Origin of the sequence: Natrialba sp. PRR66, from assembly GCF_034808065.1 — an archaeon.
Taxonomy (GTDB): domain Archaea; phylum Halobacteriota; class Halobacteria; order Halobacteriales; family Natrialbaceae; genus Natrialba; species Natrialba aegyptia.
This window is the reverse complement of record NZ_JAXHGN010000001.1, coordinates 1,043,797-1,068,900: the sequence shown is the minus strand read 5'-3', so window position 1 is coordinate 1,068,900 and position 25,104 is coordinate 1,043,797. Positions and strand designations below refer to the sequence as shown.

General features: G+C 62.5%; 19 protein-coding genes and 1 tRNA gene. 13 read left to right on the top strand and 7 right to left on the bottom strand.

Annotation, left to right across the window (positions count from 1 at the left end):
- The first annotated feature begins 49 nt into the window (after positions 1-49).
- Both SM755_RS05030 and SM755_RS05025 read left to right on the top strand, forming a co-directional pair.
- Positions 50-1,165, top strand: coding sequence for a glycosyltransferase (locus SM755_RS05030; protein WP_323171701.1), 1,116 nt, complete (start codon positions 50-52; stop codon positions 1,163-1,165).
- A 260-nt stretch (positions 1,166-1,425) separates the two neighbouring features.
- Positions 1,426-2,097 carry an alpha/beta fold hydrolase gene (locus tag SM755_RS05025; RefSeq protein WP_323171700.1) on the top strand — a complete coding sequence of 224 codons (672 nt, stop codon included), beginning with the start codon at positions 1,426-1,428 and terminating at the stop codon, positions 2,095-2,097.
- A gap of 14 nt (positions 2,098-2,111) precedes the next feature.
- Here the strand turns inward: SM755_RS05025 and SM755_RS05020 are convergent, their stop codons facing one another.
- From SM755_RS05020 to SM755_RS05010, 3 genes are all read right to left on the bottom strand, one after another.
- Positions 2,112-3,464: a hypothetical protein gene (locus tag SM755_RS05020; RefSeq protein ID WP_323171699.1), complete on the bottom strand. Its 1,353-nt coding sequence runs from the start codon at positions 3,462-3,464 to the stop codon at positions 2,112-2,114.
- Complete coding sequence (locus tag SM755_RS05015; protein WP_323171698.1) at positions 3,461-4,579, bottom strand: polysaccharide deacetylase family protein; 1,119 nt, start codon at positions 4,577-4,579, stop codon at positions 3,461-3,463. Before SM755_RS05015 ends, SM755_RS05020 begins: the two co-directional genes overlap by 4 nt.
- A 106-nt stretch (positions 4,580-4,685) precedes the next feature.
- Positions 4,686-5,273, bottom strand: coding sequence for a metal-dependent hydrolase (locus SM755_RS05010; protein WP_323171697.1), 588 nt, complete (start codon positions 5,271-5,273; stop codon positions 4,686-4,688).
- 197 nt (positions 5,274-5,470) lie between these two features.
- Between SM755_RS05010 and SM755_RS05005 the strand changes: the two genes are divergently transcribed.
- Positions 5,471-5,818: a winged helix-turn-helix domain-containing protein gene (locus tag SM755_RS05005; RefSeq protein ID WP_006109318.1), complete on the top strand. Its 348-nt coding sequence runs from the start codon at positions 5,471-5,473 to the stop codon at positions 5,816-5,818.
- Positions 5,815-6,126: a hypothetical protein gene (locus tag SM755_RS05000; protein WP_323171696.1), complete on the top strand. Its 312-nt coding sequence runs from the start codon at positions 5,815-5,817 to the stop codon at positions 6,124-6,126. Before SM755_RS05005 ends, SM755_RS05000 begins: the two co-directional genes overlap by 4 nt.
- 644 nt (positions 6,127-6,770) lie before the next feature.
- On the opposite strand, the gene SM755_RS04995 is transcribed toward SM755_RS05000, so the two are convergent.
- A complete protein-coding gene (locus tag SM755_RS04995; protein WP_323171695.1) occupies positions 6,771-8,264 on the bottom strand; it encodes an MATE family efflux transporter in 1,494 nt (497 codons plus the stop codon).
- A 443-nt stretch (positions 8,265-8,707) separates the two neighbouring features.
- On the bottom strand, positions 8,708-9,712 hold the full coding sequence (locus SM755_RS04990) for a MaoC family dehydratase N-terminal domain-containing protein (protein ID WP_323171882.1): 1,005 nt from the start codon (positions 9,710-9,712) through the stop codon (positions 8,708-8,710).
- A 190-nt stretch (positions 9,713-9,902) separates the two neighbouring features.
- On the opposite strand from SM755_RS04990, the gene SM755_RS04985 reads away from it, so the two are divergent.
- Positions 9,903-11,051: a thiolase family protein gene (locus tag SM755_RS04985; RefSeq protein WP_323171694.1), complete on the top strand. Its 1,149-nt coding sequence runs from the start codon at positions 9,903-9,905 to the stop codon at positions 11,049-11,051.
- 20 nt (positions 11,052-11,071) lie between these two features.
- Here the strand turns inward: SM755_RS04985 and SM755_RS04980 are convergent, their stop codons facing one another.
- Entirely contained in the window at positions 11,072-12,322 is a 1,251-nt protein-coding gene (locus SM755_RS04980) for an acyl-CoA dehydrogenase family protein (RefSeq protein ID WP_323171693.1), read from the bottom strand.
- Between the two features lie 200 nt (positions 12,323-12,522).
- Between SM755_RS04980 and SM755_RS04975 the strand changes: the two genes are divergently transcribed.
- The 7 genes from SM755_RS04975 (at position 12,523) to SM755_RS04945 (ending at position 22,029) form a co-directional block, all read left to right on the top strand.
- Positions 12,523-14,097 carry an AMP-binding protein gene (locus tag SM755_RS04975; RefSeq protein ID WP_323171692.1) on the top strand — a complete coding sequence of 525 codons (1,575 nt, stop codon included), beginning with the start codon at positions 12,523-12,525 and terminating at the stop codon, positions 14,095-14,097.
- Between the two features lie 136 nt (positions 14,098-14,233).
- Positions 14,234-15,046 (top strand): AAC(3) family N-acetyltransferase, encoded by an 813-nt coding sequence (locus tag SM755_RS04970; RefSeq protein ID WP_323171691.1) that lies wholly within the window; start codon positions 14,234-14,236, stop codon positions 15,044-15,046.
- A 120-nt stretch (positions 15,047-15,166) separates the two neighbouring features.
- A tRNA-Gln gene (locus SM755_RS04965) sits at positions 15,167-15,239 on the top strand.
- A 290-nt stretch (positions 15,240-15,529) separates the two neighbouring features.
- Positions 15,530-17,044 (top strand): formate/nitrite transporter family protein, encoded by a 1,515-nt coding sequence (locus SM755_RS04960; RefSeq protein WP_323171690.1) that lies wholly within the window; start codon positions 15,530-15,532, stop codon positions 17,042-17,044.
- 233 nt (positions 17,045-17,277) lie between these two features.
- Positions 17,278-19,026, top strand: a complete 1,749-nt coding sequence (locus tag SM755_RS04955; protein WP_323171689.1) for an alkaline phosphatase family protein — start codon at positions 17,278-17,280, stop codon at positions 19,024-19,026.
- A 179-nt stretch (positions 19,027-19,205) separates the two neighbouring features.
- Complete coding sequence (locus SM755_RS04950; RefSeq protein ID WP_323171688.1) at positions 19,206-19,880, top strand: helix-turn-helix domain-containing protein; 675 nt, start codon at positions 19,206-19,208, stop codon at positions 19,878-19,880.
- A 499-nt stretch (positions 19,881-20,379) separates the two neighbouring features.
- On the top strand, positions 20,380-22,029 hold the full coding sequence (locus SM755_RS04945) for a right-handed parallel beta-helix repeat-containing protein (protein ID WP_323171687.1): 1,650 nt from the start codon (positions 20,380-20,382) through the stop codon (positions 22,027-22,029).
- A gap of 107 nt (positions 22,030-22,136) precedes the next feature.
- On the opposite strand, the gene SM755_RS04940 is transcribed toward SM755_RS04945, so the two are convergent.
- Entirely contained in the window at positions 22,137-23,198 is a 1,062-nt protein-coding gene (locus SM755_RS04940) for a polysaccharide deacetylase family protein (protein WP_323171686.1), read from the bottom strand.
- A gap of 211 nt (positions 23,199-23,409) precedes the next feature.
- Here SM755_RS04940 and SM755_RS04935 point away from each other — a divergent pair, with 211 nt between their 5' ends.
- On the top strand, positions 23,410-25,050 hold the full coding sequence (locus SM755_RS04935) for a flippase (protein ID WP_323171685.1): 1,641 nt from the start codon (positions 23,410-23,412) through the stop codon (positions 25,048-25,050).
- Positions 25,051-25,104: the final 54 nt, after the last annotated feature.

Genomic DNA, 25,104 nt, shown 5'->3' with positions numbered 1-25,104 from the left:
ATAACAAACCCGGTCGGTGAGCCACGTCGGACAGAGACGTGGTCTCCCCATGAACTACCTGTTCTTTACGAATACGCCGGCACACGTCCATCTGTACAAACACGCGATACGCGAGTTGCGCGAGCGCGGCCACGAGGTCCGTATCCTCGCCCGCGAGTACACGTGCACGGTCGAATTGCTCGAATGGTACGACCTGCCCTACGAGGTCTACGGCTCCTGTGGCACCTCGAAGGGGTCGCTGCTGAGTCGGTTGCCGGTACACTATGCTCGGGCGATCCGCCTCGCCCGTCGATTCGATCCGGATCTCATCTTCGGCATGGGCGGCTACGCAGCCCACACCGGCGCGTTGCTTCGGACGCCGACGGTCCTGCTCATCGACTCCGAACCCGCGTCGTTCGATCACACGATCTCCACGCCGTTCGCTCGCGTCGTCCTCACGCCGAACACGTTCCGCAAGGACCTGGGCGACCACCACTACGTCTTCGCAGGCGTCAAGGAATGTGCCTACCTTCATCCGGACATCTACGAGCCGAATCCCGCGGTCCGCGACCGCCTCGGACTCGACGCCGACGAACCCTACGCGATCTTGCGGCTCAACGCGTTCGGCTCCCAGCACGACGTGGGCAAATCGGGGATCACGGGCACCGATCGGCGTCGGATCATCGAGCGACTGGCCGAGGACGCGACCGTGCTCGTCTCCGACGAGGGCGGGACGACGAATCTGGAGGGCCTCCCCGCCCGTCCCTTCGACCTCCATCCAGCCCTGCTTCACGACGTGCTCGCGGAGGCCGAGTTGCTGGTCGCCGACACCCAGACGATGGTCACCGAGGCTGCGATGCTCGGCACGCCCGCGATCCGGTCGAACTCCTTCGTCGGCGACGACGACATGGGCAACTTCGTCGAACTCGAAAACCAGGGACTGATCCGCAACGTCTCTTCGGCGGACGAAATCCGCACCGAGATCGACACCTACCTCGGGACCGACATCGACGAGACGTGGTGCACACGACGCGACGAGTTCCTCGCGGAGACGGTGAACCTCACCGACGTGATCGTCGATGTCGCGACGGTGGACGGCCACGTCGACGGACTCGAGTCGGTCCGCCAGTTCGGCAATCACCGGCGACAGGAACCGGCGAGTTCAGTGGGCGTCGGCAGCGACTGAGCACGGGTTCTTCGACTGCGACCGACGTGTTTTTCCTCACCCTATCCGAGCGTATTGGTAGCACGATACATGTCTATTTACCGTTCACGAGCGGGAAAAGCGAAGCTGCTGGCGGCCTACGACGACGCCGTCGACCGTCTCGACGTCGAGGTCGACGAGCGCCGGATCGAGACGCGGCACGGATCGACCCACCTTCTCGTTACGGGGCCGTCGGACGGTCAGCCGTCGTTGTCTTCCACGGCGGCAACGCGACCAATCCGATGACGCTCGCGTGGTATACGGGACTGGCCGACGACTATCGGCTGATCGCACCGGATACGATCGGGCAGCCGGGAAAGAGCGCGGAGACGCGCGTCGACCCGAACGGAAGCGGCTACGGCGAGTGGGTCGTCGATATTCTCGATGCGCTCGACATCGCGTCGGCGTCGATGATCGGCACCTCGTACGGCGGCGGCATCGTCCTCCGGACGGCCGCGGTCGCGCCCGGACGGATCGACCGCGCCGCGCTGGTCGTGCCCGCGGGGTTCGGTACGGGGTCGCTCGTCTCGATGCTACAAGTCGGTCTGCCCGCCGTACTCTATCGGCTGGTTTCTCGCGACCGGCTGTTGGACCGAGTCTGTTCGGCGATGGTCACACGGCCGGGTTCGAACCCCGTCGTCCGAGACACCATTGCAGCCTCACTGCGACACGTCGATCTCGAGCGCACGTTCCCGCAGGCGACCGCGGCTGAACTCGAGCGGTTCACTGCGCCCGTTGTGCTGGTCGTCGCCGAAAACGATCCGTTCTTTCCACCCGAGGAGATCGTCCCTCGCGCCCGCGACCGTCTTCCATCGCTCTCGCGTGTCGAGCGCATTCCCGGCGAGAAACACATCCTGTCGCCGGCGGCCCAGGAACGAGTCACCGACGTTATTCGCGAGTTCTACGGCGGCTAAAAGAGGCTGCGGCGCTATTCTCGACGCCGAGTTCGGATCGCCGCGGCCCCGATGAGGGCGACGATCACGCTCAGCGCGACGACCGGACCGAAGCCTGGCATCGGCGATTCGGTGATGCTCGACGGCTGCTGTGGCGCAACGGTGAACCCGCCGAGCGACGACACCGACGCGGTGAACTCGTAGCTGTCGCCGGTGGCGTCCCGGACGGTCGTCTCCGATTCGGCCCAGCCGTCGCCGCCACGCTCGTAGAGGGCGAGTTCATCGGGTTCGATGCCCCGTTCGTTCAGCAGATCGGCGGCGACGCTGAACGTGACCGTCCCGGAGACATCGCTGAGGTCGTCGTCGCTGGTGACGGAGAGATGGCCGAGGGATTGCACGTCGTCGGGTGACTCCGGCAGGCCGTCGGGCTGGTTGCTTTCGAACTGAACCGTGCTGTTCGATGGGAGGCCGGTCGCCTCGATCCCGTCGAACCGGACGCCGTCCGTCGTTCCCGCCGTCGGCTGGAGGTAGACGGTATCGTCCCCGCTCGCGCCGTCGATCGTAGCGGTGATGCCGTCCCCTTCGGTATCGGGACCGCTCGTATTGCCGTGGCGCTCGTACGTGACGGACGGTCCGTCGCAGGTCCCGGTTCGGATCGTCACCGGCTCGTCGAGGGAGGGAAGCGTCGCGCGGTCCGGATCGTCGGCGTCGCCCGAGAGCACGACCCAGTCCTCGATCTCGCCGCCGTCGTGGAAGTCCGGATCGTACAGGTCGTCCGCGTCGGCGAACTCGGCATCGTCGTTGAACGCCGGCTGGACGGTAAGACTGAACGGCCCGTTGAGACCGCCGTTGATCGCACCCCCGTCAGTTCTGCCCTCGGCCCAGATGAGCGAGGCCCCGAGCCAGCCGTCGCCGCCGTACCATTCGGCCATGTTCGTCTCACCGGTGTAGTTGTCGTCCTGGACCGCCCACGCGCTCTCGTGGGGAACGCCGACGAACTCGAACGTCGCCACGCCGCCGGTGGTATTGCCGTCGACGCGGTCATTGACGGTGACGAGACTCAGCCCGTCGGTCCCTTCGTGAAGGAAGAGCAGGCTCGTGTTGTCTTCCTGAAGGTCTTGTGTCCCGTAGGAGCTGTACATTCGATCGGTGTCGTTGGAATGCGTCTCGTGATTGCGGTAGTCGTAGAACGATTCGACCGTCTCGCCGGTCGAGAGCGGCTCGATCTGCTGGCAGCGATCGCCCTGTTCGACGACGTACGTGTCGGTCGGCGGTGCGTTCACCTGTGGGGCGACGCTGGATTGGCTTCCCCGCTGGGCGACCCCGCCGACACTGGCGCAGACGAGAAGGACGGCGACCGCGAGTACCGGGAGCACTCTCGCGCTCATGAGTGGGACTCACCCCGCGTTGTCGGCGAGCACGGCCGTGGCGTCGTCCGCTCGTGCTCCCCCGCCGGCGCTTGCGGATCGTACTCCGTCCGACCGTTCTCCCGGACCGCTACCGGTTCTGAACTCGGTCCGTCGGCGTTCGAGAGCCGAGCCGTCCGTTCGTCTTCGATTCGAGTATAGAGTTCTGCCGGCGTTCCGACCCAGCCGCCGAGTTCGAGCGCGCGTTCGACCAGCCACCGGTAGCACTCGCGGTAGCCGGGGAACTCGCGGTCGTTGAAAAATCGGGGGTGCCAGAGCACCGTCATCACCGCGTCGTTGCGGACGGCATCGAGCAACAACCGTTCGCAGGTCCGTCGGGCGGCCGCCGGATTTGCGTCCGGATCGGGAAGCGCCTGGTCCATGATCGTCAGCGGGAAGACGACGAACTCGTCGTCGAAAGGTCGGATCGGATGATACCCGTTGTGGAACCCGCACTCGGTCGTCGATCCCAGACTCGTATCGTACGCGAGTCCGATATCCCGATAGTGCTCCCACGTCTCGGGAACGGAGAGCCGAAGGTGATGTTGGCGGCCGCCGGTGATCGGATGTCCGAGGACGGTTTCGAGTTCAGTTTGCTCGACGTCGAGTCGGTCGCGGTCGTCGCGCGTGTGATAGGAGCCGTGGAGGCCGACCTCCCAGCCGCCGCGATCGAGGTCGCGGATGACGGTTTCAACGTCGTCGGCGTCGAGTCGGTATCGGCCGAGGTGTTGCACCCAGTGTGCCGGGGAGAGCCACTCGCGTGGCGGCCGCGCCGCAAGCAGGTGTTGTTCGTTCAGGAAGTAAAACGCCGATCGGACGCCGAGGTCGTCCTCGAGTGCCATGATCTCCTCGAACTGCCAGTAGGGATTCTTCGAGGAGAGTGCCGTTTGCAGGTGATAGCGCGGTCGCTCCTGCGTTGCGTAGTACAGCGACCGAACCCCCTTGTACGGGCGGTCTACGTCGTGAGTGAGACAGAGGGCGAACTCGGCGTCGTCGGGGAGGGTCCTGACGCGGGGACGATGGTCGGTAGTAGCCGTTTGCTCACGGGCGCACTCGCGCTGGGCCGGTGAGCGATGGCAACCAGTCGTATCGCTCATGCTGTCTAACACGCATCGGAGCCGATATGATAGTAAATGACAACATTACGCTCGCAGTGATCGTGCGACTCTCACGAACGATCGGTACCGAGACCATACCCGGTCGTCAGCGACCGCCGGTGACGACTCGAACGCAGCCGCGTAGACACTCTCGGACGACCGGTGCGCCGTCGTAAAGCCACACCAGCGCCGCGATCCCGACGAGCCCGAGCTGCGCCCACCGATACGCCGGCAACTCGCCCGCGAGCAGGCGCGCCAGATACTGCCCGAACAAGCGTCTGAACTCGTTGACGAATCCCGGGCTTGTGCCGGTCGATTCGACGGTTTTGACGGGCCACAACAGAATGTCGAATCGAATCTGTCCGCCCCGGTAGTAGGTGTCGAGCACGTCTCCCGGCAAGTGCAACAGATACCCGAGGCCGAACGCGAGGCCGACGCGCGGCCGACCGGCCGACTGCGCGATCGCGCCGACGATGAGTGCGAGCGGAACCGCCATGAAAACCGAATGGCCGAGCGCGTAGCCCGCATCGAAGATCCCGAACTCCCAGGCCAGCGGCTTATCGATGATATCGGGGAGCACCGACGCGAACACGACGGCGAATGCCTCGAGTCCACCCGGCGAGCGCCGATACACGAGGTGACTGCACAGTGAGTAGGCCAGATAGCCGACGATTGCGTGTTCCCATGGCCACATCAGTGTACGTCAGCCACCTCGACCCGTTAGTTATGCAGCTGATAACCCGCTGTGCCAGCGGTTTCGTCACCGACTGTGGACGCCGACTCCCACCCGACTCTCGCCCATCCGTCGTCGATGACGCCTGCCACACAGCGTTTTCTCGGTCAGAAAAACCGGACCGTTTTTCATAGCGATGCCGAAACGATCAGCTACCAGTGAGTGAGGATACCGATTTATCGACCGTTCTCTCGGTACTCGACGACGAGTACGCGCGAGAGATCCTCACGCATACGAGCGTCGAATCCATGTCTGCCAGTACACTGAGTGACCGATGTGACGCGTCCCTCCCGACGATCTATCGGCGACTCGATCGTCTCGAGGAGTGTCGGCTCGTCACCGAGGAAACTGAACTCGCCCCGGATGGTAACCACTACAGCGTCTACAGTGCGAACCTCGACCGACTCGAACTCTCACTCGAGGACGGGGCGTTCGATCTCGAATTGTCCTATCACGAAGAAGACGTCGCTGACAAGTTCACCCGGATGTGGGAGGGAATGCGATGAGCAACGAAGCCGTCCCGCTCACCGATGCGACGATGTTCGAAGTATTCACCGTCGTGAGTCTCTTTCTCGTCGCCCTCTTCGGGACGGTTATCGCCTACCAGGCCTATCGCGGCTACCGACGGAACGATGCTGAGTCAATGCTCTACCTTGCCATCGGGTTACTCTTGTTGACGCTTTGTCCGTTCCTCGTCAACATCGTCATCAATACGGCGACCGATATGGCACGGATCGTGACGGTCTTTGCCGAGAACCTGAGTCGCCTCCTCGGTCTCGTCGCGATCATGTACTCGCTGTACGGCCAGCATTGATTCACCGGGGTGACATCCTCCTCGCCGTTTACAGGTAGTAGCCGCTGCGAGTCACTGTACACCCGATCGGTCGATTGTATCCCCTTCTTTGTGCTCTTGCAGGACTTACACCCCTTCTGACCGGTACAGACGGGGCTGGCGAATCGAGTTCAGTTTGCGAATCGGAACCAGGTTCAGTTGGCAGGGCCGAAGCGGGCGGGGAGCGCGACACAGACAGTGTGGACCCACTGTCGAGGGAAGTGGAGGTGAGGGTGGGTGGGGTTCGAACGGGAACACGGCGGTGTGGGGGTGGCCGTGCCGGGCTAGGGGCTCCGTTCGAATTAATTCGGGCGAGGGGGACCAACGAGGTGCGGGATTCGATCCGTTATGTCCCCCACATTGTTCGTTCGACTGTATCGTATTAGTGTCGGGCGAGTATTTTCTGAGTCGGAAAACGCGCAACGGGAGAGCGATTTCGGTCGCGCATTGAGAGCGAGTACTAGCGATGGAGGGCGAGCGCGGTACTGGCCGAGAGCACAGCCGCTGGTGCGTAGACGAGGAAGCTGACGTCTCGAGAGGGGTGGTCAGACGGTGTGCTGTATCGATTTCCCGGCGCGATCCAAGACGGTTGCGGGTGCGCCGGCACTGGCTGCCAGTCGTCCGTATCAATCGTCACTCGGTGCCGTTTCAGGACGGTAGCCGCGGCTGATCGCCTTCCAGCGGCCGGTCGAAAACCGGTGGTAGTTGATCGCTGCTGGAGCGGCCGTCTCCGCGATAAACGAGAGGTAAAGTCCCACCAATCCGATCGGTGCGATGTTGAGTCCTGGAAGCGGTCCGATCGCGGGGATGACCAGTCCCTCAGCACCCAGGTATGCGAGTGGAATCGCGAGGACGAACATGCCAATGAACTGGCTGAAGAACGGCCAGAGCGTATCGCCACTCGCCTTGAGCGCTCCCGCTGCTCCGGTCGAGACGCCCTTCAAGATAATCGCAAGACAGGCCGCATAGATGAGCGAGACCGCAGTCGGAACCGAGAGATCGGCCGGATTATCGGTAAACAGCAGGACGATCGGCTCGGCAAACACGAAGACGACCGCGGCGGCGACGACGTAGATCGCGACGGCGTACAGGATGATCTCGTGACCGTAGCGTTCGGCGCGCCCCTCGTCGCCGAGGCCGAGTTTCTGTCCGACGAGACTCGAGGCGGCCAGCCCGAAGCCCCAGCCGGGCGTGTTCATCAGCCCCCAGATGCGACGGGCGATGACGTAGGCGGAAACGGTCTGTTGTCCGAACAATCCGACGATCGCGAGCATCGGGAACTCGGCGACCGTCCAGACGGACTTGCTCCCGAGAACGGGAAGCCCGATTTTCGCCAGGTCCCGGATGGACTCCTCGTGGACGTAACTCCCGAAGGGATCGATACTGACCGGGAACGTCCCCACGCCGGGGAGACCGCCAGCGACGAGGGCCCCGGTGAACGCGGCGGTGACGACAACGTTCGCGAGGACGGTTCCCAGCGCCGCCCCCTCGACGCCGAGACCGAGCCCAAAGATGAGGACGGCATTGAGAACGATATTCGAAATCGCGCCACCCGCGCGGACGATCATCGGTGTCCACGCGTCGTCCATGCCGACGAAGGTACGGCTCCCGATGAGGTTGAGCCCGGCGAAGGGAATGCCGAGGCCGACGATTTTCAGGTACTCCGCCCCCAACTCGATCGACTCCGGATCGCTCCCGATCACCGAGATCAATTCGGTCGGGTACGTCCAGAACAGGACCGTCAGCGGGAGCGTCAACAGGAGGACCAGGAGTGAACTCGATCGCACCGCCTGACCGAGCGACTCGAACGATTCGGCGCTGTACCGCTGTGAGACGAGCGCGATAGTCCCCCCTGCAACGCCGCCGCCGACTGCAAACGCGAGCCCCCAGAACGGCGAGGCGAAGCCGACGCCGGCGATCGCCGTCGAGCCGACCGCGACGCCGACCATCGCCACGTCGACCGCGTTTTTCGACATGCGGGCGAGACCGGTGACGACACGGGGCCAGGCCAGATCGGCGGTACGGCGAGCTCGATCGGCGTCCAGAACGCCGAGACGGGCGAGCGCGAGTCCGACCCAGTAGATACACAACCGGATCGGATTGGGAACGCGACGACTCACAAGAACCGTCTCGGCCTAGTTCGGGGGTACAAAAGTGCCTTGGCGACGCGGCAGACGCGGCCGATTTCGGCTCGCTATCCAATCTCATATTCCGGATTCGATGGTACTGAATACGATTGATGAACTCGTTTACCGGGCGCAGCGAGTTCTCACGAACACCCACCTCTCAGCAAACCGTCCCGAGTTCAGGACTTCTCGGAAAGAACCGTAGTATGTGCGTATCGGATATGTCGTCGCGGCTGTGCCTTCGCGTGGGGACTTCGAGCGAATGCGAGTCGCTGAACTCTATGCCGAGTTGTCGCTCATCGGCCTTCCCGTCCCAGTATGCGCCGAAAGCGCTCTTCACGAGGCCGATTACCGATCGTGACGGAGAGTCGGCCGGCCTCGCGTTGGGCAACCTCCACCGCAGAGAATCGGACGGTGGCGTCCCGTTTTCCGGCCGACTACGGCTTCCGTTCCGGAAGCGTCGCCGTCGCCGTCCCGGTAAGGAGCGTCGTCCCGCTCGCAGTCGTCGCCTCGACAGCTGTCTCGACGGTCCCGTCTCCTGTCACATCGGTCACCTCGCCGCTCGCGACGATCGTCTCGCCGGGGAAGACCCGCGACTGGAATCGAACGCCGAACGAGGAGACGGCAGCGCGGCCGAACCAGTCGGTGACGACTCGCGAGGCGACGCCGGCCGTGAACATTCCCTGGCCGAAGACGCTCTCGTTGCCCGCCTCCCGAGCGTAAGGTTCGTCGTAGTGGATCGGATTGAAATCGCCGCTCGCGCCGGCGTACGCGACGAAGTGGCGTCGTTCGAGTTCAGTGACGACGACCGTCGGGCCGGTTTGTCCGGTGTCGAGGTCGTCCGCTGACCGCGGCGGTGCGACGGATTCTGGTTCCGGCGGCGCTGGCGACGTATCGCCGGTGGACTTGCTGCGCCCGCTCTCGCTCTCGCTGTCGTCGTCGACGGCTCCTTCCGTTTCGATCGCCGTCGCGCGGTCGGTGAGAACGAGTTCACCCGACTGGTCGCGATACTCGGTTTCGAGCACGGCGAAGGTCATCGTGCCGGCGCGGCCGCCGTCACGCTGGTAGATGTCGGTGAGCGTCGTCGTCCCGGTCAGTTCGTCGCCGGCGAGCAGCGGGCGGGCGTACTCGTAGGCCTGTTCGCCGTGGAGGACGTACTCGGGGCGAAAGCCGAGGTCGAACCCGTAGTGTCCCTCGTCGATAGCGGCCCCATCGTCCGCTCGGTACCGCGGAAAACGCTTGACGCGCGGATACGTAAGCGGTGCCGGGACAGCGTCGAAGCCCCGTTCTCGGGCGACGGACTCGTCCCGGAACACCGGGTTCGGGTCCGTGATCGCGCGGGCGAACTCGGCGACTTTCCCGGCTTCGACGCGAAAGCCCTCGACCGTTCGGTGCGAGTCGCCGACCATTGCCTCGAGTTCAGCGAGCGGTTTCGTCGGCATCGCCGTCACCTCCGTCGCGTCCTGTGGTGGGCATTGCCAGCAGGGTTCGTTCGACGAACCCATAAGCGTACACCAACCGGTGGCTAGCGGGTTCTGTCGGGTGGCTGATGGCACTCACGGTCAGTCTCGGTAGCCGCTTTCTGCGGGCCCTGCGGAACGTCTATAGTGGTCGCTAGAGTATTCCTGACACATGCACGATGCAGTTATTGTCGATGCCGTCCGCACTCCGTTCGGCAACCGGGACGGCTCGTTCCGCGACACGCACCCGCAGGATCTGGCGGCGAAGCCGCTCGAAGCGCTCGAACGTCGAAACGAGTTCGATCCGGAGACGATCGAGGACGTCATCTACGGCTGCGTGACGCCGATCGGCGAGCAGGGGGCGAATATCGGCCGCCTGGCTCCGATGGTCGCCGGCTGGGGCGACGGCGTACCCGGCGTTCAACTCAACCGCATGTGCGGGTCGGGCCAGCAGGCTGTCAACTTCGCCGCGGCGAACATCATGGCCGGCCAGCACGACGTGTTGGTCGCCGGCGGCGTCGAACACATGACCCGCGAACCGATGGGCTCGGACGGCGACGGCGTCACGGACACCTACTTCGACTACTTCGACGAGGTCACTACCCAGGGCGAGGGTGCAGAACGGATCGCCGAAGACTACGAGTGCAGCCGCGAGGAACTCGACGAACTCGCCGTCGACTCCCAGCGCCGCTGGGCCGAAGCCTGGGATGCCGGCCGCTACGACGACCAGGTCGTTCCCGTCGACACTGAACTCGACGGTAAACCGGTTCGCGTCGAGCAGGACGAGCACCCGCGACCGGAGACCGATCTCGAGACGCTCGCGGAGCTGCCGCTCTCGTTCCGCGAGGAAGGGACCGGCGTCCTCCATCCGGGGAACTCGTCCGGTATCGTCGACGGTTCGTCGGCCCTGTTGCTCGCGAGCGCCGAGGCCGCCGAGCGCCACGGCTGGGAGCCGATGGCTCGCATCGTCCAGACGGAAGTCGTCGGCGTCGATCCGATCACGATGCTTACCGGCCCGATTCCCGCGACCGAGCAGGTTCTGGAGAAAGCCGACATGGAACTCGAAGACATCGACCTGTTCGAGGTCAACGAGGCCTTCGCATCAGTCGTCGCAGCCTGGCTCGCGGAAACCGGCGTCTCCTGGGAGCGAGTCAACGTCAACGGCGGTGCCATCGCTCACGGCCACCCGCTCGGGGCGACCGGTGCCATGCTGCTGACGAAACTGGCACACGAACTCGAGCGAACCGGGCAGGACACGGCCCTGTCGACGATGTGTATCGGGTTCGGACAGGGGATCGCGACGATTATCGAGCGGGTCTGAGGGGTTCCCTCGCCGTTTGCTTACTCGTCGAGTTCGTCGATCCGCAGATTCTCGTCGAACTGGAGGGTGTTCTCGATCTCGGCTTCGTCGACGTCTTCGAACGCCCAGCGAGCGATCGAGCGGCGGTGGACTTCGTCTGCGCCGTCGACGATGCGGAACGCGCGGACGTTCTCGTAGAAGTGCGCGATCGGGAGGTCCTTCCCGATGCCGTTGCCGCCACAGCACTGCAGCGCGAGGTCGATCGTCTCCTGCGTGACGTTCGCGGTGAACAGCTTCGCCATTGCGACCTCGATGCGGGCGTCGCTGCGGTCGAGTTCGCGGGCGGCGTGGCGGACCATCGTTCGCGCGGCGTGGAGTCGGGTTTCGGCGTCCGCGATCCGGTGGCGAAGCGCCTGTTTTTCGTCGAGTGTCGTGCCGAAGGCCTCGCGTTCGCTGAGGTAGGCCTTCGCGATGTCGAGCGAGCGCTCGGCCATGCCGGAGTAGCGCATGCAGTGGGTGAGTCGGCCGCCGCCGAGGCGCATCTGGGCGATCTGGAAGCCCTGGCCGGCGTCGCCGACGGTGTTCTCGACGGGAACGCGGACGTTCTCGAACTTCACTTCGGCGTGGCCGCCCTCGCGTTCCGTGATGCCGTGGCCGCCGAGGTGGGGTACGTTTCGAACGACTTCGACCCCGGCAGCGTCGGCGGGAACGAGGATGATCGAGGTGCCCTCGTAGGGATGGGCGTTGAGGTCCGTTCGGGCCATGACCAGGTAGAAGTCGGCGTTCAGCCCGTCGGAGGTCCACCACTTGTGTGCGTTGATGACCCACTCGTCGCCGTCTCGGGTGGCCGTACTCTGGAGCATTTTCGGGTCGGAGCCCCCGCCCTGTCTCGGTTCGGTCATCGCGAACGCGGAACTGATATCGCCCTGCACGAGCGGGCGAAGCCACCGCTCTTTCTGCTCGTCGGTGCCGACCATCTCGAGCGTGTGCATGTTCCCCTCCTGGGGCGCGTTGGCTCGGATCGCGAGCGCGCCGATGAGCGACCGGCCGACCTGTTCGAACGAGGGAAGCATGTCGCTGAAGTCGAGCCCCTGCCCGCCGTACTCCGTCGAAACCTGCGGCGCGAACAGTTCGCGGTCTTTCGCTTGCTCCCAGAGACCCTCGATTTCGGCCATCGGAATCGGCTCCTGGGTCGCAAGCGCCTCTCGCTCGTGCGGGATGACGACCTCGTCCATGAACGATGCGACCCGGTCCGCGACGGCTTTTGCCGTATCGGAATCGTGGTATTCCATACCCAGTCATTCCCATACTCCATTGTAAATGTACACGCCCTGTCCAGACACCATTGTAAATACGACCAACCCGGGCGAACTCGGCCCTGACTGGCGGTTAGTTCCCCGCCACACCGCACTTCGGTCCTGTCGTCGTTCTGTCGCCACCCAACGTGTCGGCCCGGGGTACGTTTTAATATTGGTATATGATATACAGGGACATGGATCTGGACGAGACGAGTACTACCGCAAGGAAGGGCAATGCTGCACGGATACACGACGAAACGGCTCGCCATCACGGCGACGCGGTTGCCGTCGAGTACCACGGAACGGAACTCACGCACGACGAACTCCGCGAGGAGAGCGCTCGGTTCGCCGGCGGACTGGCCGACCTGGGTATCGAACCCGGTTCGGTCCTCCTCCAGTACGTACCGAACTGTCCCGCAGCCCTGATCGGCTCGCTCGGCGCGCTCAAAGCCGGCGTCGCCGTCTCCCCGGTCAACCCGCAGTATCGCCGCCGTGAACTCGCCTCCCAGCTCGAAGATACCGGCGCGGCGGCGGTCTTGACCCACGCTTCCCTGGTCCCCCATCTGCGGGAAGGACTCGCGGCCGTCGACGCCGATCCGGTCGTTATCAGCGTTGCAAGCACCGACGACGGTCACTCCTTCGAGTCAGTTCGTGGCGAGGAACGGCTCGTCGAGCGGGCCGCCGATGATATTGCACTGCTCCCGTACACCTCCGGGACGACCGGCAAGCCGAAAGGTGTCCAGTTGACCCACCGGAATTTTCGAGCTCAGCTGTTCTCGACCCTCTCTCAGGAACAAGCACTCGCACCCGAGGCTGTTCGCAGTCTCGCCTGGCTCCCGCTGTATCACATCACCGGCTTTACGCACACCGCGTGGCAGCCCCTCGTCCGCGGCGGCCGGGTGTTCCTGCGCAGCGCCGCAAACTGGGATGCCGACGCAGCGATGTCGCTGATCGAAACCGAGGCGATCACTCACTTCATCGGCGTCACCGCCATGTACGTCGACATGGTCACGAGCGACGAGTTCAGCTCGTTCGATCTCTCGAGCCTCGAGACGGTCAGCGAGGGTGGGGCGAAGCTCTCCGTCGCCGTCCAGCGGCAGTTCGAGGAGACGGCCGGCGTCGACATTCAAGAGGGGTACGGCCTCACGGAAACGCACGGCGCGACTCACAGTCAGTCGAACTCGACGTTCGGGCCGCGCCACGGGACGATCGGACAACCGTTACGGATGACCGACTGCAAGATCGTCGACGACAGCGGTGCAGAAGTCCCGCCGGGTGAGGCGGGCGAACTCCTCGTCCGCGGCCCGCACGTGATGTCGGGCTATCACGATCGGCCGGACGCAACCGCGGCCGCGTTCACCGACGACGGCTACTTCCGGACCGGCGATATCGCCCGCCGGGACGCCGACAACTACTACGAGATCGTCGACCGGAAAAAGCACGTCATCGTCACCGCCGGCTACAACGTCTATCCGAGTGAACTCGAAGAACTCCTCGCCGAACACGACGCCGTTGCGGAGGGGGCCGTCGTCGGCATTCCGGACGAACGGCGCAACGAAGTCCCCAAAGCGTTCGTCGTCCCGACGCCGGACGCCGAGCCCGGTGTCGATATCACCGAGGCGGACATCACGGAGTACTTTCTCGACACCGTCGCGGCCTACAAGCATCCCCGAGAGGTCGAGTTCATCGACGAACTCCCGCGGACGGCCTCGGGAAAGATCCAGAAATTCAAATTGACGACGGACCACGAACCGACGGACGGCGAGTGACGTGTCGTTGTGAACGCTCTCGCTATTTCCAGGTGTTTCTTGTCTTCATATGTGTTCTATCTTTAGAAAGTGGTTCTAGAGTGGTGGTGTCGACACTAACCGGTGGTATTACAGTATCTGGCCGAAACGAACGGCTATGAGCGAAGCCGACGCTGTCGATCGCGTTGCGGAGCCGGCTACCGTCTCCACACTTACCGAGGAGCTTCGTGCACTCGGCGTCGAGGCCGGCGAGGTGGTGCTCGTCCACTCGTCGCTGTCGTCGCTCGGCTGGGTGGCAGGCGATGCCCAGGCCGTCGTGGAGGCCCTTCGAAATGCTGTCACGCCCAGTGGGACGCTCGTCATGCCGACGCACACGACCCAGTACTCCGACCCTGCGGTCTGGTCGAACCCACCCGTCCCGGACGACTGGGTCGACACCATCCGTTCGTCGCGACCACCGTTCCGGCCCGCCGCCACTCCGTCGCGAGGAATGGGTGCGATTCCGGAGTGTTTCCGAACCTACGACGACGTCGTCCGGAGTTCGCACCCGGTCTACTCGTTCGCCGCGTGGGGCGCGGACGCCGAGGCGGTCGTCTCCGAGCACGGGCTCGATTACGGACTCGGCGAGGACTCCCCGCTGGCGACCGTCGGTGAACTCGGCGGAACGGTCTTGCTCCTCGGCGTCGGTCACGACTCCAACACGTCGTTGCACCTCGCGGAGTATCGCGCTGCACTCGAGCAGGAGACGACGAGAAACGCCGTTCCGGTGCTCGAGGACGGCGACCGAGTGCAACGAGAGTACGTGGACATCGCCCAGTCGACTGATGACTTCCCCGAAGTCGGGGCGGCGTTCGAACAGCAGGCGGGATCGGCAGTGACGACTGGGACCGTCGGTGTGGCGACGGCTAGACTCGTGTCCCAGCCAGAACTCGTCGACTTCGCCGTCGACTGGTTCGAAGCAAATCGGTGATGCGGTCGGCCGCGAACGGTGGTGAGTCGTGGGCCAACCGGTGAACGAAACGCTGGCGAGTGGGGAGAGCGAAACAATAACTCATAAGCCAGTCTGTCGCTAATCCAGAGGTGGATCCGCAGTCCCGTGGTGTAGTGGCCAATCATCTGAGCCTTTGGAGCTCAGGACGGCGGTTCGAATCCGCCCGGGACTACTTTGCGCCGAACAAACTCGTGAGGCGAAAGTATCCTCGCGGATTCGGGCCCAGAGGACGAGCGGAGTCGAGTCCTCGCGGTTCGAATCCGCCCGGGACTATTTTATCGCGAGCAATTCCGCAAGCGGCGACTCCGCTCGTGACTAGTTTGTCGCGACCGAACTCGCAAGCAACGAGTTCACCCAGTCGATTCGCCAGCCGTTCTAGCGCGAGTTCACCGGCGGGGCTGGCAGCGAGTGGGCCGGGGAAGGCTAAGTCCGTCAACGGTGTCGTCTCTTCCAGAAGATCAAATGAGTCGATCGACAGTCTCGACGCTTACGACGTCAGTCACGGAGCGCGATCATAGTCGCGGGCCGGACGATGCGCCGTTGACGCTCGTACAGTACGCTGACTTCGAATGTCCGTCCTGCGGGAACCTCTACGACGCCCTCGAGCGGCTACAGAACCAACTCGGCGATCAGTTTCGAGTCGTCTTTCGCCACTTTCCGCTCACATCGGTCCATCCGCATGCGCTGCGCGCTGCAGAAGCGGCCGAGGCGGCCGCCGCCCAGGGAAAGTTCTGGGAGATGCACGACGTTCTCTACGAGAATCAGGGGGCGCTCGCGGCGGACGATCTGGTCCGCTACGCCGCCGAAATCGGGCTTGATACGGATCGGTTCGTCCGCGAGTTAGAGAACGGCACTCACCAGGAACGCATCGAGGAAGACGTTTCGAGCGGTGCCCAAAGTGGCGTCGACGGGACGCCGACGGTCTTCATTAACGGCCGTCGGTACGATGGTCCTGCTGAACTCGACGCGCTGTACGAGGCGATCGTACGGACGGGAGATATCACCGCTATCCAGGCGTCGATCCGGCATCGTGGGAGGGCGTTGCGCGATACGATCGACCGTTCACAAAGTGGGGCCCCGGCCGCGGGTGCGGCCATTCGCGATTACTTCTCGGCGGACGAGATCTTCCAGCGGATCGTCGCCACCGCCGACGAGGAGTTCAGTCGGAGCAATCGGCTGTTATTCATGAGCGGGCTGGCTGCCGGGTTCGCGGTGACGCTGACGTTTCTTGCGCGATCAGCGGTTACTGCGGCGGTTCCGACCGATTCGGGGGAGTTGATTGGGAATCTGTTCTATCCGGTCGGCTTCGTGCTCATCGTCATGGGGCGGTATCAACTCTTCACCGAGAACACGCTCACGCCGGTCACGCTCGTGTTGACGCGCATCGCGAGCGTCCGAAACCTACTTCGACTGTGGGCGGTTGTTATCGTTGCGAACGTTCTCGGGGCGGCTCTCGGCGCGTTCGTCCTTGCGACCACGGGTGTGTTCACGCCCGAAGCCGCCGCGGTCGCACGGGGCTTCGGCGAACACGCGTTTGCGACCGGCTGGTGGGATCTCTTTTTCAAGGCGGTGTTCGCGGGGAATATCGTTGCAGCGATGGTCTGGCTAGTGCACGCGAGTCAGGATACAACGGCGCGGTTTCTGATCATCGTTTTTCTCATGTTCTTGATCCCGGCGACCGATCTGTTCCACTGTATTACCGGCATGTGTGAGGTGCTTTACTTCGTCTTCCGCGGGCAAGAAACGCTCTGGGCTGCCGTTGGAGAATTCTTCGTCCCGGTTACGCTCGGCAACATCGTCGGTGGCGTCTTGCTGGTTGCACTGCTTAACTACAGCCAGACGGCCGAGCGGCAATACCCGGATCGAGATGCGAGTCAGCTCAAGCTCTCCTGGGCGGAGTGGTTATACAGTCGACAGACGGGCCACCCTCGGTCGCCATCGTTCAGTGGCGAGAACGACGACGAATTGACCGAGTAAGATAGAGCGGGAACCGATACTGCAGTTGGCGAACGGAGCGTTCGCTAATCGGGCCCATTACAAAATCGCGGTTTTGAAGGGTTTAACGAACAGATAATGAAGGGCACCGTCTCCGTTGGATTGAGCTAAGACGCGTGCTCGTATCGACCGGCGAGTGGCTGTGGTCCGTCGCAGACTGGACGCAGTACCGGTCGAGCTAGCACAGCAGTACTACATACCAGAGGCATGATACGATGAGTCGGACGTCTAACCGCGACGAGATGGTATCGAATGAGAACAGTACGGACGGCGAGTCGAGTTCACTCGAGACCTTGGTGATCGGCATCGATGCGGGTTGTTTGCCGGTGTTCGAGCGGTTGTTCGAAGACGATCGGATTCCGACGATCGAACGGTTGTGTTCCGACGGCGTCACTGCGCCACTCGAGTCGCAGATCCCGCCGTGGACGCCGAGCGCCTGGCCGTCGGTGTATACCGGCGTCAATCCGGGAAAACACGGGGCGATCGGATTCGTCGGCTACGACGGATACGACTGGCACGTGACGAGTAACGACGACGTCGCCGCACAGCCGCTGTGGACGTTACTGGACCAACAGGATCGGTCGAGCGTCGTCGTCAACGCGCCGGTGACGCATCCGCCGGACGAGTTCGATGGTGCGATCATTCCCGGATTCCTCGGTCCCGAAGATCCGCAGTGTCATCCGGCGGGACTGCTAGCGGAGGTCCGGGAGGCGATCGGCGAGTATCGGGTCTATCCGAACTACACACGTGATGACGAGTCGGTTCCGGAGTCGGTGAAGATGGCGGAGTACCAGCGGCTGGCTCGTATGCGCGGAGCGGCCTTTCGCTATCTGGTCGACGAGTACGACCCGGATTTCGGGTTCTTGCAGTTCCAGAAGACGGATACGGTCTTCCACGAGTTCGCGGGAGACCAAGAGAAGGTCGAGACGATATACGAGGCGACGGACGAGGAGATTGCGCGCGTTCTCGAGGCCTGTGATCCGGACCGGGTCTTCCTCGTGAGCGATCACGGCATGGGGCCGTATGAGGGCTACGAGTTCAGGCTGAACGAGTTCTTGCGCGACGAGGGATTTCTGGAGACGACGACAAGCGGGAAGGGAATGCCGTCGTGGACGCCGATGCGGCGGCGGCTCCGTGAGGGTGAGGAGTACGATACCTGGGAGCCGGGGACGGTCGCTCGGGCGGCGTCGGTCGCCGCGCAGTTTGGGATTACTGCCAGTCGGATTCGGACGGCACTAGAGCGCGTCGGACTCGCCGACCTGGCCATCAAGTACGCGCCGAGCGGCGTGTCGCGGACGGCGAACGAGCAGGTCGATTTCAGTTCGTCGAAGGCTTACGTTCGCGCTCGCACCGAACTTGGCGTTCGGATCAACCTCGCGGGGCGTGAGCCGATGGGTGTCGTGCCGCCGTCGGAGTACGAGACCGTTCGCGAGGAGTTGATCGAACTGCTTCGCGGTGTCGAGACGCCGGACGGCGAACCGTTCTTCGAGACGGTCGAGCCGCGAGAGGAGTACTTCCACGGCGAGCACGTCGAGGAGACGGTCGATATCGTCACGGTTCCGACGGATTTCGAGCACACGATTTCGGAACAGTTCCGCGAGAACGCAACGACCTACTTCGGCCCGGTCGAGCCGTGGAACCACAAGCTCGATGGGGTGTTCGTCGCTCTGGGTGAGGGGATCGACGAGACGGCCTCCCTCGAGCGAGCACATCTGTTCGACGTTGCGCCCACGGTCATGGCTGCGATGGGGGTTCCCTACAGTGATCGGATGGACGGTGAGGTCGTTTCGGCCGTCGAACCGACCGACGCGATCGAGTACCCGGAGCATGAGGGTCGAGCGAGCGGTGGACTGACACGGGGCAACGAACGAGACCAGAGTCAGAGCCAGGACCAGGATCAGACTGGACCCAATGCCGACGACGACGTGACGGAACGACTTGCCGATCTTGGCTACCTCAATTGACTCACCGGGACAGCCGTCCCAGCGTGACCCACGTACCGTAGTTGTACACACAGCCGGATGGAGATTCCCTTTCGCTCAATTCTCCTGTACGACCGTTTCACCGGTTACAGTCAGTACAACGGCGCTTAGTGACACGATAAGTATGAGTTAGTCAGACTGAGTGTCAGGCAAACGGTTACATGGGGTTTATTGCAGAGATCAATGTCGCTCACGACGAACTCGTATTGGTACCGACTATCGAGCGACATCCGAACGTCATGATCAGATACGAGTATGAGGTTGAAACCGACGACGCGGTAACGTACTTCGTCTCGGTGTTTACCGACGAGTACGGGCGACTCGAAACCTCGATGGAGGCCGATCCGACCGTCTCTAACCCGATCCGTGTTGCGACGTTCGACAACCGAGTGATCTACCGCGTCCAACTCGAGACCGAGCGTGAACTCGTGCCGGAGCGCTGTGCCAAGCGCGGGCTGTTCGTCTTTACGATCACGAGCGGTTCAGGCGGCTGGAACGCCCGCGTTCACTTTCCGGACCGGGAAGCGTTGATGGAGTTCCGAGAGTACTGTCGTGAGCAGGACATCGCTTTTCGGGTGGACCAGTTATACGAGTCGTCGGCTTCGGACGATGGAACGTACTTTCTGACTGAGCAACAACACGAGATTCTGTCGCTCGCCTACTATGCGGGCTACTACGACATTCCGCGAGAGGCGACACAGGACGATCTGGCGGAGCAGCTTGATATTACTGATTCAGCGGTATCACAGCGGTTGCGGCGGGCTGTCGCGGAGTTAATTGGTGCGACGCTTGATGACGATCGGACGCCGGACGAGTCAAGTCCGAGTAACGATTGAGGAGTGGTTACTGGGTAGCTGTCGGCTCCGGTGTCGATCAGGCGCGTATTTGAGTACACGTGTGATCGACTGGTCCGATGAACGGAAGGGAGTATGACTGTGATCGGTGACTGTAATGACTACTCGGGGTAACTCGTAGCCGGGTAGTGTTTGTTCAGGATTTGGCGACTATCCGTTTGTTCGATAGGTCAGCTTGCGTTTAACCGGGAGTTCGTCGGTGTTGATTCCCGATAAGATCTGCCGTTTCGTAAAGTCAATGACGGATTATTTGGGTATTATACGCGTCATAGGCCCAGGTATCAATCACGCTTGTTACGGGCTATCAAAGGCGATACTCGTAGAATTGCAACACGTACAATCGTTGCAATTCTCACGCCAGTGATGGCTGTGTGTTCAGAATATTGAGATATCAAACTTAAAGACTTGCTATCCTAATCCATAGATACTCGGTCCAAAGATTACTCAAGTAACTTGGCTATCAATGTCGAAACGAAGTGGTATGCGGAACGCGATTCAGGGGAGTGGGGATGGATGGAACGATTCGGCGACAGCGTCTGACGACACTGCTGCGACAGCGACAGGGGAATCGGGCTCGAGTGGTGGGTCCGGCCGATCGCGACGGACGTTCTTGCAAGGTGTCTCGGTTGCCGGCGCAACAGTACTTGGCCTCGGAGCGGCAACGACGAACGGCGCAGCCGTACACGAGTACGGCGAAGAGTTCGATACCGTCGTGAACGTTGTCGACGCGGGGATGGACAACACCGGGCGACGCTCGATCACACCTGTACTCGAGGATCTCCGTGCGGACAACACGTTGCTGATCTTCCCCGAGGGCGAATACTACATCGACGAACAGTTCCGGTTTACCGGATTCGAGAAGTTCGGTATGGTCGGGGATGGAGCGACGCTCGTGCCGGCGAACTATCACGAGTTCGATGGCCCGCAGTTTCGGTTATTCCGTCTCGGCGTCTCCTATAGACCGGGTGGCCACCTGCTGTTCGCAGGGTTCGATGTCGACCAGACGGCACCGGATACGGGGATTCGGGTCATCGAGGCGACAGCCGAAGACCACCTCGAAGTACGGGACGTGACGATTCACGGCGAACACGACAGCGGGACGTGGGGTCCTGGTATGTTCGCCATGTCCGATTCGGACGGCTACGGCATCATCGAACGATTCCGTGCGCCCGATGGTGGCGTCCACGCGGATCAGACGCCCAACGCGGGGAATATCTGGCGCGGCCCGATCGGAATCGAAGCGAACACGAACGTCGGCCACCTCGAGTTCAGCGATTGTGAACTCGGCGGTTTCCCGGATAACGGGCTGTACGCGATTAACGATGAGGGGACGATCGTCGTCGACGGCGGCGAGTTCAGAAACAGCAACGGCGCGAACGTTCGCGTCGGCGGTGAGGGAAGCGTCGTCAGGAACGCGACCGTCGAAATCGATCGGACGCGGTCGTACGACCGCGGACAGCGGGGCGTTCGACTCGAGAACGGGAAGAACCTCCAGATCGACGATGTCGATATCTCGATCACGTCGCCTCAGCCGACCAACCACGCGATTTCGGTGATGAATACGTGTCAGTCTTCGAAGATCAAAGACACGGATATCGAGATCAGCGGTGATCGGGTGAACCACGGGATCGTCGTCTCGCCGGAAGCGGGCTACACCTACATCTACGACGGCGAGATCGATTACAACGCCGCGGGTGGCTATCCGCTGTGGATTCGAGACAGCGACCGGGACGAACGGGTACTCGTCGAACTGCTCGATATCCACGGCGAGGCCGGCGTTACCTCGGCCGGTTTCCGTGACGGAATCCGGTGTAGCCGGGATAACTGTCGGTTCAGTCATGTCTCCGTCGACCAACCGGGTCGCCACGGTGCCGACCGGAACGCCGTCTTCCTCAACGGAAACGATGCGACCTTCTACAAGTGCACCTTCCGTGCGAACCAGTATCCGTACATCGACAACGGCGACGGGAACCTGCTCCGGAACTCGACGGTCGAATCCTACGAGGGCCAGGAGGGGGTCCGGCTCTATCCGGGCATCGATAACCCCCAGTTCAAAGTGAACGAAATCGTCAACGGAATCGACGATCTCGGTGCGGACGACGTTGTCACCTGGAACAATACCATCGCGTAACGAACGGACGACGCGACCGGGCGTGACTCGTCACCGCTGCACTCTCGGTCTCGCTTGCACCGCGTTCGAGCACACGCTTTTCACGACCGAGAAGACGACGAGGACCGCTACCCGTTCGTCGCTCGAATCGCGTCTCGGAACGTCACGACCTCGAGATCGAGTTCGTCGACCCATTCGAGGGTCTCGCGGATGCGATCTTCCGTGACTTCTTCCTTGAACGAGTGCGCGCCCAGGATCGCGATATTCTCCTGTCTCGCCGCTCGGTCGAGTTCAGTCTGGACCGTCTCTTGATTGGTGAACTCGATGAAGTAGGCCCGGTGGGTATCGAACGGGTCGAACGCGTCGCGGTCGTTGTGCATCGAATCCGGGTTCACGTTCGCGATTCCGTCGTAGTACTGCTTTGCGTGCTCGATCGCCCATTCGTCGACGACGTCGTAGGGTGCGAGCAGCGTGTCGACCGTCAGACCGTGGTCCTCGAGCGTGTTCTTCGACGTTTCGAGGAAGTCGTTCATGACGTCGTCGGGGTATCGCTCGACGGCTTCCCCTGCACTGAAGGACTCGCCCAGGGCCTCGCCGAGTTCGAGATAGCCGCCGGTGTCGTCCGTGTTCGAGTTGACGATCGTTCGGCGAACGCTCGTGTCGCCGTCCGTGATTTCGATATCGTTCCCGTGATTGAAGCCGTGGCTGCGCTCTTCGGGATAGATGCGGGTGTCGTCCGCCGCGGCGTCCTCGACGAGTTCGAACTCGCCGAGTGCGGTATGGGAGGTCGTGTGGGACATGATCTCCCAGCCGGCAGATTCGAGTTCGTCGAGTTGCTCGATGGTCATCCAGTCGGAGCCGTCGAAGTCTTGACGGCCCATCCACTCGGTGACGACAGCGGTGCTCGCAGGCGCGTCGAACTCTTGATGGACCGGGAACGCGGTCTCGTAGTCTGACATCGGTCCGTCGTCGTAGACGAACACGACGGCTCCGCCGTCGATCGTCGGTACGTCTTCTCCATCGGTCTCGTCGCCGTTTCCGTCGGTTTCGTTTCCGTTTCCGGATTCGTTTCCGTTCTCGCCGCCCGGTTGAATCGCGCTACAGCCAGCACCCAGTCCAAGACAGCTGACACCAGCCGTGGCGATGAGGTGGCGTCGCGTCAGTCGGCGACCTGTCGAATCTCTCTCCATCGGTTAGTGTCACGGTTGTGGGTACAGTCCTATACTTATCGGTCCGGTAATCGCGCCGTCGACGGGCAATCACGTTGCACGCCTCGTTTAATCGCGGTATAATAAGGCCGCCACAGCAGCATCGTTTCACCACTGTGGCTTTCGCTCGCGAGTTGTTGGGGGTTCGATTGCAAAACACAATCACTGGACAGCGATCGCTGGAGGACAAGCAATGAATAGAAGCCTCGCTAGTGGCATCTTTTCGGTCGTCAGTACAAAAGTCATCGTCCTCGTCGTCACGGCACTTTCGACGCCGCTTCTGTACCGGTTTCTCGGTGCGTCGGGATTCGGTGACTACTCGTTTCTGATGTCGGTGTTCGCGATTTACATGATCTTCGTCAGCTCCGGCATCACCGACGGCGTCAGGAAGTTCCTCGCCGAGGATCGACCGAAAGCAAACTGGAGCAAACACGTCGTCGGCTACTACTTTCGTCTCGCACTCGTCCTTTCGGCCGCTGGTGCAGTGCTCATGCTTCTTGCCGCCTATTTCGACCTCGTCGGAAGCGCCTTCGGCGGCGGGTTGTCGCAGTACTTCTACGCGCTCGCACTGCTCGTCATCACCGCCCAGTTTCGCGATTACGCACGCAAGACGCTCATGGGATTCGGCCTCGAACGGTACTCCGAGCCGCTGAAAGTCCTCGACAAGATCGGCTTCGTCATCGTCGCCATCCCGCTTGCCTACCTCGGTGCTGGTGTTTTCGGTGCACTCGTCGGCCACCTCGTCGCGAGTACCCTCGTCGCGGCCGTCGGCCTCGCCCTCGTTCACCGTCGCGTTTCGCTTTCGTCAGTGTTCGACCGACCCGGCGACACCTTCCCCCGGAAGACGATGCTCACCTTTAACTCGATGAGCATCGCACTCGTCTTCCTCCTGATGTCGCTCTATCACATCGATATCATCATGCTCCAGCAGTTCCGCGCGAGTGCCGACGTCGGGAACTATCGCGCCGCCCTCGCTATCGCCGAGTTCCTCTGGTTCGTCGGCATCGCCCTCCAGACCGTGTACGTCCACTCGACGTCGGAACTCTGGTCACAGAACCGCCACCGACAGATTACTGAACTCGCCTCTCGGACGACGCGATACACGTTTCTCCTGACGGCGATCATGGCCGTCGGCCTCGCGTCACTCGCCGACGTCGCCGTCCCCCTCTACTTCGGTTCCGAAGCGAAGCCGGCGATCGAGCCCCTCCTCCTCCTGCTCCCCGGCGCGCTCGGATTCGCGCTTGCAAGGCCGATCCTCGCCATCTCGCAGGGGAACGGCAAACTCCGGTATCCGGTCGCAGCGACCGGGGCTGCAGCCGGCATCAACCTCATTCTCAACGCGCTGTTGATCCCCCGCTTCGGGATGCACGGTGCGGCAGTCGCGACGAGCATCGGGTACGGCTCGATGTTCGCGTTTCACTGCCTGAGCGCCCGCGTTATCGGATTCGATCCCCTCGCTGACGCCCGACTCGGACGTGGTGTGGTTGCAGCGCTGCTCGCTGGCGCACCCATTTTCTCGCTCTCGATGGCGATTACGAACCCACTGCTCGCGCTCGCGGTCGTCCCGCCGGTCGGCTTCCTGACCTTCGTCGGCTTCGCGCTCCTCGTCGGCGCGCTGGACCCGACGGAGCCGTTCGAAATCCTCGGGATGCTCCCCGATCCGATCGGTTCGAAAGCGGATGCGATGAACAACCGAATCGATCGGCGAGTCAGTAGTACTGATAGCCCCTCACGCGGCTGGTTCCAGCGCATCCTCTTTATCGTCGGCCTCTCGCTGCTCGCATCCGGACTCGCACTCGGACTGCTCGGCCCGGCACTTAATTCCCTTCTGTGAGCCGGCCATCCCGAGTTCATGTTCTCACTCCACAGCGAGTGCAGCCAGGACGAT